A 13055-nucleotide genomic window follows, 5' to 3' on the forward strand; every position below is an offset into this window, starting at 1 on the left:
CTATGATGAAAAAGGCTGCAAACCGCAGGGGGGCACGATGCTGGAAGAACGTTACGCTCAGAGCCACACCGACACGCCGTCCGCCAGCGACTCGACCCTCAAACGCTTGCTTGAGCGGGCATGGTCCGCTGATGTTTCGGCGCCCGTGCGCGCTGATCGGGCGTCTCGACTCGCGATCGATCCGCACACCGGCCAACGGGCAACGGTCGCCAGCGCGCCGACGATGCCGTCAGTCCCTTGTCAGCGGCTGGCGATGCTGCAGTTGTCGACCCCGAAGATGGACGTCGGCGGTTCCCTGATCGACACCTATCCGCGCGCTGTCGAAAGGATCAGCCTCCAGCCCGTTGCCGCGACAGCGGCTACCGCGACGGCACAGGCTGATCTCGCCCGCTCACTGCACGACAAGATGATGGCCGAGCTGAGCGCCTCGATTGCCCACGAAATCTGTCAGCCGCTGATGGGCATTGTCGCCAACGCCGCCGCGAGCCTGCGCTGGTTGCAGCGCGACACGCCCAATGTCGAGGAAGCGGTCGCCGGCCTCAAGGACATCCGCGCCGGCTGTGAGCGCGTGGCCAGCATCGTCAAATCCCTGGGCGCGCTGGCCCGCCAGGCGCCTTTGCACCAGCAGCTGTTCAAGGTCGATGACGCCATCGGTGAGGCGACCGCCATCGCGACGCCAGCCCTGGCCAGGCATCAGGTCCGGCTGGAGCTGTCACTGATGGCGACGCGCTTTGTCTTCGCCGACCCGGTGCAGCTTCAGCAGCTGTTGCTCAATCTGATCACCAACGCGCTGGAGGCCATGGCCGAATCCCGTGGCGATGGCCGACTGCTGCGGATTTCATCCTGTGACGTGGCCAACGGCGTCGAGGTTTGCGTCGATGACAACGGCCCCGGCATCCCTGGCGATCAGCACGAACAGATTTTCACAGCGTTTCACACGACCAAGCCGGGCGGCCTGGGGATCGGTCTGGCAGTCTGCCGGTCGGTGATCGATGCCCACAAAGGCAGCCTGTTCGTGGAAACATCGGAAATGGCCGGCGCCCGGCTGCGGTTTCGACTCCCCGCATGCTGTGATGACCGCCCGCAACCGGCGCTGTAGCGACCGATGACCTGAACCCTGCATCCGTCGCGCCCTTCATGGCTCAGCCCTGTCACAAACATTCACACGATCATGCGTGCAATCCCCTAGAATGCCGTCTGTATTCAGGCAATGGCCCGACGCTGCGCGTGCAGCTCAGGGTGAAGGAAAGGCGATTGACGCATGCGGGAATCTGCGCACAAAACCGTGGTAATGGTCCTGTTCAACGATATGTTGATGCTGGACGTCACAGGGCCGATGGATGTTTTCTCGATCTCCAATCGCTTGCTCCCCGAGCACCAGCACTACCGGCTGCTGACCGTGTCCGAGCATCAGACCCTTGTGCGCAGCTCGTGTGGGCTGAAGGTCCAGGCCGATATGACGCTCAAGGATCTGCCTGCAGGCACCGACCTGTTGCTTGTGCCCGGCGGACCTGGCGCCTACGGCGTTGCCCATCCGGGCCTGACGGCGTGGCTGCCGACGGCGGTCAAGGGTGCGCGGCGTTTTGGTGCGATCTGCACTGGCGCATTTCTGCTGGGCGACGCCGGGTTGCTGGACGGCTACCGCTGCACCACGCACTGGAATTATGTCGAGCGCCTGGCGCAGCGCAATCCCGGCTCACGAGTCGAGACCGAGCAGATTTATGTCATTGACCGAAACCTGATCACCTCAGGCGGCATCACCGCCGGCATCGACATGGCGCTGGCGGTGGTCGCGGAAGATCACGGCAAGGACATCGCGCTGGAAGTCGCCAAGGTCTTGCTGGTGGTGATGAAGCGCCAGGGCGGGCAGACGCCTTATGGGCCGTTGCTGGCCGCTGTGCCTCGCGATGACACCGCCATCGCCAGAGTACAGGCCTACATCGTCGACCACATCGAGGAGCCATTCACGGTTCAACGCATGGCGGAACTGGCAGCGATGAGTACGCGCAACTTCGCCAGGGCGTTTCAGCGCGAAGTCAACCTGACGCCGATGCAATACGTGCTCAACGCGCGCATCGATCATTCGCGAAAACTGCTGGAAGGCAGCGATCTGCCGCTCAAGGTCATCGCCTGTCGCTGCGGGTTCGGCAGTGCCCGGCACATGCGCAAGGCGTTCAGCGAACGCATTGGTCTGACACCCAATCAGTACCGGCAACAGTTCGGCGGCGATTGATCCGGCGTCGCGAGGTCTGGCGCAGGTGCACTTGCACCCGTCGCCGGGGCGCGAGCACACTGATCGGCATCCACCGTAAAGATCATCGATGAGAAGGATTGAACATGACCACGCGCACTGAAACCGCCCTGCTCGCCGGCGGCTGCTTCTGGGGCATGCAGGATTTGCTGCGTCGCTACCCGGGCGTCCTTTCCACCCGCGTCGGCTACTCCGGCGGCGACGTCCCGAACGCCACCTACCGAAATCACGGCACCCACGCCGAGGCCATCGAAATCGTCTTCGACCCGGCCCTCATCAGCTATCGGAAAATTCTGGAGTTCTTCTTCCAGATCCACGACCCGTCGACCGCCAATCGGCAGGGTAATGACATCGGCTTGAGTTATCGTTCGGCCATTTTCTACCTCAGCGACGAGCAGAAAGCCGTCGCTGAAGACACCGTGGCCGATGTTGATGCCTCGGGGCTGTGGCCAGGCAAAGTGGTCACGGAAATCGCCCCCGCCGGGCCGTTCTGGGAAGCAGAGCCCGAACACCAGGACTACTTGGAGCGCATCCCCAACGGCTACACCTGTCACTTCGTTCGTCGCGACTGGGTGCTGCCGTCCCGGAATTGATTTCGACGTCTGGCGTTGAGGGCTGACTCACGAGTTCAGTCTTCAAGCCGGGTTGAACCAGCGCCTGTCACTGAAAAAAAGCCGAACTCCCATCGGGCGCTCACCTCAAACGTGAGTAGCCCAACGAGGACAAGGCAATGAACAACGATCGAACCATCTCCCCCGACGCCAGCAGACCGCAGTCCGATGCTCCACCCGTCGACAGTTCCGGCAAGCCGGTCAATGTCGTTGAGCGGGACCTCACTGACCGTGACGATGACACCCGCGGCGTCGATGAAGTCATCACGCCCAGCTCCACGCGCACCAAGGAGCAGGACGTCGAAGAACTCAACAAGAAAACCGCGGAGATCGAGCGTAAGGTCGCGGACGGCAACTGATCTGGCGCCGACACAGCAAGCCGGTTGCAGAACCACCGACAAGGCGACTTCTGCCGTTTTGTCGGTTGCCTTGTAACCGATATTTGGCTTACCGGCCAATGGACTGCGCCTTTATTCCTGCACAGACCCAACGCATATCCGGAAATATTAAATATTCACCGCTCGCCTGCTGCGCAATTAATTAACGTGCAAACTATAAGTGGAAGTTTCAATGGCGAGGCATTCTGGCAACGTTCCACGCAAAATTTTATTATCAACTTCGATAATTCCAATGTGCCACCCTTTACAATCATGCCGTATTAATTTATTCGCGCCCGAATAAATGCACTCGTCTGCCAAAGTTTCAGGAAGTCGTCGATCAGTATTTTCAATCGGCGTCATTGGCAAAACAAAATAGCTGGCTAATATCGCGCCACTCATTATTCCCCGGCTATTAAAAATAATCCGGAGATAATACCAATGACTGTTAAGTATTCCCCTTGGCGCCTCTCTTTGGCTGCCGTTCTGGTGGCCGCCAGTATGTCGTCCGTACAGGCAGAGCAACTGACCCGTGACAGCGGTGCCCCGGTGGGCGATAACCAGAATTCGCAAACCGCCGGTGAAGCCGGCCCGGTCCTTCTGCAAGATGCACATCTGATCGAAAAGCTGCAGCGCTTTGACCGTGAGCGAATCCCGGAACGCGTCGTGCATGCCCGCGGCACGGGGGCGTTCGGCGTATTCGAACCGGGTGCCGACCTGCATGATCTGACCGTTGCGCAGGTGTTCAAGCCCGGCACTCAGACGCCGGTCTTCGTGCGATTTTCCACTGTCATGGGTTACCGGGGTTCACCCGAGCAAGCCCGCGATCCGCGCGGTTTTGCCGTGAAATTTTATACTGCGCAAGGCAACTGGGACATGGTCGGCATCAACTGGCCAATATTCTTTATTCGCGACGCCATCAAGTTCCCCGACTTTGTGCATGCGAATAAACCGAGTGCCGTCACCGGGGTTCAGGATCAGAACCTGGCGTTTGATTTTTTCGCCCACACACCTGAAGCCACCAACATGCTGACCCACCTCTATACGGTTGAAGGCATGCCTGACTCCTATCGACATATGGACGGCTCCGCGGTGCACGCATTCAAGTTCATCAATGCTGACGGCGTGACGCATTACGTGAAGTTCACCTGGAAAAGTCGTCAGGGCGTCCACGGGTTGCAACCCAAGCAGATTGCCGGTTCCGTCGGCGAAGACTGGAACTTGATGACCAACGATTTGTACGGCGCCATCAAGAAAGGCGACTTCCCGAAGTGGGATTTGTACGTGCAAGTGTTGACGCCGGGTGAACTGGGCAAGTTCGACTTCGATGCGCTGGACGACACCAAAGTCTGGACCGGCGTGGCGCAGCGCAAGGTCGGCACGATGACCCTCAACCGCGTGCCGGACAATTATTTCGAGTCCACCGAGGAGTCCGCGTTCGCCCCGTCCCGTCTGGTGCCGGGCATCGAAGCGTCGGAAGATCGCATGCTGCAGGGCCGCCTGTTCGCCTACGCCGACACGCAGATGTATCGCCTGGGCGCCAATTATCAGCAACTGCCGATCAACGCCCCGAAGACCATCGTCAGCAATAACAGCCAGGACGGCGCGATGAACGCCAGCGGGCGCAAGAGTGAGGTCAATTACGAGCCATCCGGTGTCCATGAGCTGAGCCAGGACCCGGCCTTTAAATATGCACAGACGCCTGTCAGCGGCACCACCCAGCAACGCATGACTTCCAGGCCACGCAACTTCTTCCAGGCCGGCGAGTACTACCGTGGCCTTTCCGAAGCCGACAAAGGCTATCTGATCGAGGCGCTCAGCGGTGATCTCAATCACGTGCGTAACGAGGCGAACAGATACACGATGCTTTCGTACTTCTACAAGGCCGATGCCGATTACGGCACCCGTCTGGTGACCGCCACTCACGCGGACGCCGGGCGCGTCAAGGCGCTCGCGGAGAAACTCCAGGACTGATTCCGGCGCAACCCTGCCGCCACGCTGGCCAACAGCGTGGCGGTCTCGAGAAGGACGCAACATGCTGACGCTTACACGTCGCTGGCGCTGGACAGGCGCTGGCGCAGTTATTATCGGCCTGGGCTGGGCGACACTGCGCGCCAGTCACCTGCTGTTTCCCAACCTGTGGCTGCCTGCAACCGCAAGCCATATTCAGTCACAGGCAGCGGTGCAACGGGTCGATCCTCATGTGTACGACACGCAATGGTTCGACGCCGCCAGAGCCGGCCGTCAGGACATCAGCCAGGCGTTGATCGACGCCGGGTTTCCGGTCGACAGCCGGACCGGGTCGGGCTACACCGCGCTGGTTCTGGCGACGTATCACGGCCACCTGGACGAAGTCGGGACGCTGCTTGCGGCCCACGCGGATCCCTGCATCGCCGATAACAACGGCAACAGCGCGCTGATGGGCGCACTGTTCAAAGGGGAAACGGCGGTTGCGCGCGCGCTGCTCGGCCGCTGCCCGGTGGATCAGGCCAACAACAGCGGCCAGACTGCCCTCGCCTTTGCGGCGCTGTTCGGCCGCCTCGACATGATCCCCGAACTGGTGAAGCTGGGCGCCGACCCCGACCATGTCGACGCCCGCGGCAAGACTGCCCTGGGCATCGTTCTGGAGCAAGGCAACGAGCAGGCCGCTGCGGCATTGCGCAGCGCGGGTGCCAGTGTCGGCAGCAGTTTTTGACGCAGGGCCAAGATCAGGGGGCTGATCGCCCCCCCGTCCCGACCGGACTGCCTGTCGCCGAACGTGGCGATGGCGCCTGGCAGGCTTGCCCTGGTCACCCCTGCGCCGTCACGCTCAGCGTAGGCTGGTGGTGACGCCTGGGCCCTGCCAGCCGCCGCCCATTGCCCGGTACAGCGTCACGGCAGCACGCGAGGAGTCCGCTTCTGTGCTGTTCAGGCTGTCACGAGCCGTGAGCAATTCTCGGTTGGCATCGAGCACATCGGTCAGCGGGATCGCCCCCGATTTGTAGGCGGTCTCGGACAAGTCCCTGGCCCGCGTCAGCGCGCCGACCTCACCGGCCAGTTCCTCTCGGCGCTGTTCGGTCTGGGACAACGAGACCAAGGCGTTCTCGACATCCTCACAGGCCCTCAGCACTGACTGGCGATACTGCGCAAGCGCCTCGGCGTTGGCACCCTTGGCCTGGGCAACCTCGGCATCGATCTTGCCGAAGTCGAACAACCGCCAACGCACCAGTCCACCGATCGAGGGCTGAAATGCACGCTCGGTGAACATGTGCCGACCGGTGATGCTTTCGTAGCCCAGGGCGCCTGACAGCGACACTTTCGGGTAGTAATCGGCAATGGCTTCGCCGATCCGCTCATTGGACGCCGCCAGTCGGCGCTCGGCGGCGATGATGTCCGGACGTCGGCGCAACACGTCAGCCGGTGCAATGCTGTCCTTGATCGCCGGCAGTGACGGGATCTGCGAGGCCATGGCCAGTTCCCTCGCCGAACGGCCCGGCTGTTTGCCCATCAGCACGTCGAGGCGATTGAACTGCGCCTCCAGCGCGATGCGCAGCAACGGCACGGTGGCCCGCGCCTGCTTCAGCAACGCCTGGGCCTGAGCCACTTCGCGCTCATCGACATCGCCCAGGCGTCGCCGAACCTGCACCAGATCGAGCAGATGCTCGTCGGTGCTGATCTGATCGGCGGCAACCGCCAGCCGCGCCTGGTAGCCGCGAATCTGCACATAGGCGTCCGCAGCCTCGGCGACCACCGAGATCCGCGTGCCCAGATGAGCGGCCTCTGCAGCCTGCGCCTCAGCTTCGGCGGCAGATGCACCGCGCCGAAGACCGCCCGCCAGGTCGATCTCCCAGCTGGCAGAGGCGCCGGCGGTGAGGTCTTTCTGATTGCGCTCGTAGCCCGGCAAGTTGCGGCCCAACGACCCCAGCGGACTTTGCAGGCTCTGCCGCTGCTTGGTAGCCGAGCCGACGAAATCCACCGTCGGATACAACTCGGCGCCCGCCGCGCTCGCCACGGCACGGGCCTGTTCGACCCGCGCCAGCGAAGCCACAAGATCCAGGTTTTGCGCCAGCACCTGATCGACGATGCTCACCAGTTGCGGATCGTCGAAGCCGTACCACCAGGTCGCCAGATTCTGCACAGCGGCGGGATCGGCGTTGCCCTCTGTGCCCTGGTTGTGGAACGGCACCAGCGCGGTGTTCGGCGCCTGGTAGTCAGGGCCCACCATGCAGCCCGACAACGCGGCGCTCATCAACACCAGACCGATGATGGCCGGCAGGCGCGCCCGTTTCGGCCTGAATTCTCGCGCGCCGCGACCGGCTGCGGTCATGGCCGGGTGTTTATCCAGCGTCTCGCCCACAAGGCGCGCGCTGAAAGAAAGCTTGCTGGACATCAACGCCTCCCGTGGAAGTATTTGCGGATGAAAATGTAGAACGCCGGGGTGAACAACAGACCGAAACAAGTCACGCCAAGCATCCCGAAGAACACCGTGGTCCCCAGCGACTGACGCATTTCCGCGCCCGCGCCGGTGGCGACGGTCAGCGGCGCCACACCGAGAATGAACGCCAGCGAGGTCATCAGAATCGGCCGCAGTCGCGTGCGGGCGGCATGCACTGCCGCATCCACCGCTGTCGAGCCGTCGTCCTGTTTCTGCTTGGCGAACTCGACGATGAGAATCGCGTTCTTCGCCGCCAGACCGATCAACACGATGAAGCCGATCTGCGCCAGAATATCGATGGGCATGCCGCGGAAGATCAGCCCGCTGATCGCCGCCAGAATGCACATCGGCACGATCAGCACGATGGCCACCGGCAAGCGCCAACTTTCGTACTGCGCCACCAGAACCAGAAACACGAACAGCGCCGCTGCGGCGAACACCAACAACGTCGGCGTGCCCTTTTGTTGCTGCTGGTAGGCAAGCTCGGTCCATTCGAAGCCGATGCCTTTGGGCAGGACTTTCTCGGCCAGTTGCTCCATTTTGAGCAGTGCCGTGCCCGTCGCGACCCCAGGAGCTGCCGCGCCCTGGACCTCTGCCGCCGGGTACAGGTTGTAGCGTGGCACTCGGTACGGAATGGTGTTGTGTTCGATGTCGGCCACCGTACCCACTGGCACCATCTGGCCGCTGTCGTTACGCACCTTCAAGCGGGTGATGTCTTCCGGCGTGCCGCGAAACCGGGCATCGGCCTGGGCGACCACTTGATACGTGCGGCCCAGATAGTTGAAGTCGTTGACGTACTGCGAGCCCAGATACACCTGCAACGTCGAGAACACGTCAGTCGGCTTAAGCCCGACTTTTTCGGCCTTGACCCGGTCAATGTTGGCGAAGATCGACGGCGAGCCGGCATTGAACAGCGTGAACATGCCGACGAAGTCAGGGTCTTTGCGCGCCTCGGCCACCAGCTTGTTGGCGGCCTCGGCAAGTGCCTTGGAGCCCAGTCCAGCGCGGTCTTCGAGCATCAGCTTGAACCCGCCGGAACTGCCCAGGCCCTGCACCGGTGGCGGCGGAATGGTCAGCACGTAGGCGTCCTTGATCACCGACAGGCGCTTGCGCAGATCCGCCAGCACGGATTGCGCGGTGAGTCCGGGCATGTCGTGGTTGTACAACGACGGCAGACCGGTGAACACCGTTCCCGCATTGGAGGCGACCGTCGAGGTGGTGGCATCCAGCCCCACGAACGGCGCGATGTGCTCGATCCCGGGCGTCTGCAGCGCGATGTCCATGACCTGGCGCACGACTTTCTCCGTGCGATCCAACGACGCACCCGGCGGCAGCTGCACGATGGTAATCAGATAGCCCTGATCCTGCTCGGGAATAAAGCCGGTCGGTGTGCTGTGAAACTCGACGCCGGTCAGGGCGATCAGGCCGACGTAGACCAGCATCACCAGCCCGAGCACTCGGGCCAGACGCCGGGTGACGTTGCCGTAGCCGTGGGAGAGCCTGTCGAATCCGCGGTTGAAACGGCCGAATGAGGCGTCCATGAAGCGCTTGACGCGTTTGAACCGGCCGTTGTCATGCCCCTTGTGCTTGAACAGCACCGCACACAGCGCCGGACTCAAGGTCAGCGACACCACGCAGGAGATGATCGTCGACGCAGCGATGGTCACCGCAAACTGCCTGAAGAACAGCCCGGAAATACCGCTCAGAAAGGCTGCAGGCACGAACACCGCACACAGCGTCAGCGCGATCGACAACAGCGCGCCGCCGACTTCGTCCATCGTGTGGTGCGCCGCCGCCACCGGCGTCATGCCTTCGTGAATGTTGCGCTCGATGTTCTCCACGACGACGATCGCGTCGTCGACCACGATCCCCACCGCCAGCACCAGGCCGAACAGCGACAGGTTGTTGAGGGAGATCCCGCACAGGTACAGCACGGTGAACGCGCCCAGCAACGAAATCGGGATGGCGACGACCGGAATGATCGTGGCCCGCCAGTTCTGCAGGAACAGGAACACCACCAGCACCACCAGCACGATGGCCTCGAAGATGGTGGTAATGACCTCATCCACAGACTTGCCGATGAAGATCGTCGGGTCATAGATGATCGAGTAGGCCACCCCGGACGGAAATTCCTTCTTCAAGTTTTCCATGGCGCCGAGCACGGCGTGGTCGACGTCCAGCGAGTTGGCGCCCGGTTGCGCGTAGATCAATAGTGTCGCAGCGTCTTTCTTGTCCATGAACGCGGTGGAGCCATAGTCCACCGCGCCGACCTCGACCCGGCCAATGTCGGCGATTCGGGTGACACGGCCCGATGGGTCGGTCTTGACCACGATGCGCTCGAACTCTTCGGGGCTGGACAGCCGCCCCAAGGCTTCGATGTTCAGTTGATACGCTTCGGCTGTTCGGGTTGGCGGCTGGTTCAGCACACCGGCCGAAACCTGCAGGTTCTGTTGGCGCAGAACGGCCAGCACTTCACTGGCGCTCAAGTCATAGGCAGCGACCTTGTCCGGGTCGAGCCAGATGCGCATGGCGTACTCGCGTCCGCCCTGGAACTGCACGTCGCCGACACCGGGAATCCGCGCCAGCACATCCTTGATGTGCAGCGTGGCGTAGTTGGACAGGTAGAGCGTGTCCTTGGTGCTGTCGTCGGAGAACAAATGCACCGCCAGCAGAATGCTCGGCGTCGCCTTGCGCACCTGAACGCCAAGTCGCTGCACGTCTTCAGGCAGGCGTGAAATGGTGTTCTGCACCCGATTCTGCGTCAGGTTTTGCGCGACGTTGAGGTCGGTGCCGATGCGAAACGTCACAGTGATCGTCAGCTTGCCGTCACCGGTTGACTGACTGCTCATGTAAATCATGTTCTCGACACCGTTGATCTGCTGCTCAAGCGGTGTCGCCACGGTCTTGGAAATGGTTTCCGCCGAAGCACCGGGGTACGAAGTCGTGACCTGCACCGTTGGTGGGACGATCTCCGGGTATTGCGCGACGGGAAGGACGAACAGCGCGCCCAGGCCGATCAGCGTGATGAAACAACTGACGACCACGGCGAAACGCGGGCGATCGATGAAAAAGTGGGCTATCCGCATGTCGTCTAGTCCTTCGCCTGATCATTGTCGGGCTTGATCTCACCGTCTCGGGCGTTGACTTTTGCCCCCGGCGCGGCGAACGGCAGGCCGCCAATCATCACCCGGTCGTTGGCCGTCAGGCCCGACTTGACCACCCGAAGCCCTGCGCGCATGTCGCCGACTTCTACCTGCTTGGGCACGACCGCGCCGTCATCGGCCACGGTCATCACGATGAAGTGGGACTGATCGGGCAGCACGGCGGCATCCGGCACCAGCAAGGTCGGGCCTGGCGCTGCGGCGACCACGCGCAATCTGGCGAACTCACCCGGGGTCAGGACGCCGTCCGGATTGTTCACCGTCGCCCGGGCGTGAATCGTGCCACTGGCGCGGTTCAGCGCGTTATCGATGAAATCCAGATTGCCGGAGGTCGAGTACCGTTGCCCGCCGCTGGCGGCGATCTGCACCTGCTCCGGCGCATCACCCGAACGGCGTGCCTTGTATTGCTTGTACTGCTGGTAATCGGACTCGCTCATGTCAAAGTCCAGATACACCGGGTCCTGAGAAACAATGGTCGCCAGCAGTGTGGTCGGACTGATCGCTGCGCGGCTGCCGGCGATCAGGTTGCCCACAGACACCTGGTGATTGCCGATGCGCCCGGTAAACGGCGCGACGATCTGGCAGTGATCGAGGTCGAACTGCGCGTCGCGGATCTGCGCGTTGGCATCGGCCACCGCCGCTTGCGCTTCTTGCCAGTCGGACTTGCGCAGTTCCATGTTCTGCACGGAGCCTGCCTGGTTGCGCGCCAGTTCATCGGCCCGGTTGAATTCACTCTTGGCGTAGGCCAGTCGTGCGCTCGCCCGTTGCAGTTGCGCGTTGGCCTGGGCCAGGCGGATCTCGTAAGGCACGCGATCGATGCTGAACAGCAGCGCGCCTTTCTTGACCAATTGGCCGTCTTTGAAGTGAATGCCGATCAGCGTACCGCCGACCTGAGCCCGCAGTTCGACGCGGTCGACCGCCGAGAACTGGCCGAGAAACGACAGCCTGCTGTCGAGGTCCTTCACCAGAGGCCGGCTGACAACCACTTCGGCCAGCGGCGGCGCATCGGCTGCAACGGCGCGCTCGCGCTCGCCCCCAACCAGAAAAACACCCGCGCCGACGGCAGCCGCCAGCAACCCGGCCCCTACCACCGCTCTTGTCATGTTGCGCTTAGCCGCGGGCGTAGCATCGTCCGCCGACGATCCGCCATTGCTCTCTACCGAATTCACTATCAGCCCCCTGGCTTGAACTTGAACAACATGAAGAGCCTCATATCAGAGTGCCCCACCTTCCCGATCTGTGCCGTTGGCCGTAGCCCGCAGAACGACTCGCAGGCGTAACCCGGACAGATGAATTTCTTCCTGATAACGTTTTGATGCTACGTATCATCAATATCGATGTAAACATGACGGGCGTAATCATTACTATCATTCATTTTGATTCCGGAAGGGTCAGCCACTGTGATAAACCGGCGCACACTGCGGTTCGTGGGCTGCGAATGCGGGGCTGCGAGAGAGGCAGCGCCGCAGCACCATCCGGCGCGGGACGGGCAACCGGGCGTATACTCGCGCCGCCATGCATCAGGAGGTCGTTATGAAAGTCACCAAGGAACAACGCTTACTGAACAAGGAGAAGATTCTCACCGCCGCCTCCCGCCTCTACCGCGAGCACGGCATTGACGGAATCGGCATCGGCGAGCTTTCCAAATCGGTGGGCCTGACCCACGGCGGTTTCTACCGGCAGTTCCCCGATGGCAAGGAGCAACTGGTGGCCGAAGCGATCCGCCGCACGTTCGATGAATACTTCGTGCAGTGGGAAGCGAGCACCCGCGTGTTTGACATCGTGCAGAACTATGTAACGGCCGAGCATCGCGACAGCAAACTCGACTGCTGCCCGATTCCCACGCTGGCGGCCGATGTGTCGCGCATGGGCGGCGTCGTCAGCCAGACCTACACCCAAGGCATCGAGCGCTTGCTGCAGATGCTGATGGAGAAAAAGGGCGACTTGCCGGAAGGGACGTCGCGTGAGCGCGCCATGCAGATCCTTGCCTCCATCTCCGGCGCGATGATGCTTGCCAGGGCCTGTAACGATAACGCACTGACCGATGAAATCATGGCCGCGGTGATCGACCAGTGGCGCGGTCTTGAAGACCATGCCGGGCAATCCGCCTGACCTGGGCTTCAGTGCATCCTGCGTTATCAGGCAGCGCATCGCTGGATGCAGTGAGTCAGCCACACCGCATGTACCGGTCTTACTGCTGCTGCGCGGCAGATCGCGGGCAAGCGCGCTCCTACAGTCCTG

At 62.1% G+C, this 13055-nt stretch carries 10 protein-coding genes; 7 read left to right on the forward strand and 3 right to left on the reverse strand.

Annotated elements, in window-relative coordinates:
• Nucleotides 1–37: 37 nt before the first annotated feature.
• The 6 genes from BMZ10_RS03420 to BMZ10_RS03445 all read left to right on the forward strand — a co-directional run bounded on the left by BMZ10_RS03420 (nucleotide 38) and on the right by BMZ10_RS03445 (nucleotide 5934).
• Entirely contained in the window at nucleotides 38–1099 is a 1062-nt protein-coding gene (locus tag BMZ10_RS03420) for a sensor histidine kinase (protein ID WP_143070249.1), read from the forward strand.
• A 162-nt stretch (nucleotides 1100–1261) separates the two neighbouring features.
• Entirely contained in the window at nucleotides 1262–2233 is a 972-nt protein-coding gene (locus BMZ10_RS03425) for a GlxA family transcriptional regulator (protein WP_093458633.1), read from the forward strand.
• A 104-nt stretch (nucleotides 2234–2337) separates the two neighbouring features.
• Nucleotides 2338–2844: a peptide-methionine (S)-S-oxide reductase MsrA gene (gene msrA, locus BMZ10_RS03430; protein ID WP_093458634.1), complete on the forward strand. Its 507-nt coding sequence runs from the start codon at nucleotides 2338–2340 to the stop codon at nucleotides 2842–2844.
• Between the two features lie 137 nt (nucleotides 2845–2981).
• Nucleotides 2982–3221, forward strand: coding sequence for a hypothetical protein (locus tag BMZ10_RS03435; protein WP_093458635.1), 240 nt, complete (start codon nucleotides 2982–2984; stop codon nucleotides 3219–3221).
• A gap of 450 nt (nucleotides 3222–3671) precedes the next feature.
• The gene (locus tag BMZ10_RS03440) at nucleotides 3672–5213 is read left to right on the forward strand and encodes a catalase (RefSeq protein ID WP_371265940.1); all 1542 of its coding nucleotides are present in this window, start codon (nucleotides 3672–3674) and stop codon (nucleotides 5211–5213) included.
• Nucleotides 5214–5274: 61 nt separating this feature from the next.
• Nucleotides 5275–5934: an ankyrin repeat domain-containing protein gene (locus BMZ10_RS03445; protein ID WP_093458637.1), complete on the forward strand. Its 660-nt coding sequence runs from the start codon at nucleotides 5275–5277 to the stop codon at nucleotides 5932–5934.
• A 114-nt stretch (nucleotides 5935–6048) separates the two neighbouring features.
• On the opposite strand, the gene BMZ10_RS03450 is transcribed toward BMZ10_RS03445, so the two are convergent.
• The 3 genes from BMZ10_RS03450 to BMZ10_RS03460 are packed head-to-tail and all read right to left on the reverse strand — an operon-like array spanning nucleotide 6049 to nucleotide 11983.
• Nucleotides 6049–7608 (reverse strand): efflux transporter outer membrane subunit, encoded by a 1560-nt coding sequence (locus BMZ10_RS03450; RefSeq protein WP_256214331.1) that lies wholly within the window; start codon nucleotides 7606–7608, stop codon nucleotides 6049–6051.
• Nucleotides 7608–10739 (reverse strand): efflux RND transporter permease subunit, encoded by a 3132-nt coding sequence (locus tag BMZ10_RS03455; protein WP_093458638.1) that lies wholly within the window; start codon nucleotides 10737–10739, stop codon nucleotides 7608–7610. The genes BMZ10_RS03450 and BMZ10_RS03455 overlap by 1 nt, the downstream gene beginning before the upstream one ends.
• Nucleotides 10740–10744: 5 nt before the next feature.
• A complete protein-coding gene (locus BMZ10_RS03460; RefSeq protein ID WP_256214332.1) occupies nucleotides 10745–11983 on the reverse strand; it encodes an efflux RND transporter periplasmic adaptor subunit in 1239 nt (412 codons plus the stop codon).
• A 364-nt stretch (nucleotides 11984–12347) separates the two neighbouring features.
• Here BMZ10_RS03460 and BMZ10_RS03465 point away from each other — a divergent pair, with 364 nt between their 5' ends.
• Entirely contained in the window at nucleotides 12348–12926 is a 579-nt protein-coding gene (locus BMZ10_RS03465) for a TetR/AcrR family transcriptional regulator (RefSeq protein WP_093458639.1), read from the forward strand.
• Nucleotides 12927–13055: the final 129 nt, after the last annotated feature.

The sequence above is a fragment of the Pseudomonas sp. NFR16 genome, from assembly GCF_900108875.1.
GTDB lineage: Bacteria > Pseudomonadota > Gammaproteobacteria > Pseudomonadales > Pseudomonadaceae > Aquipseudomonas.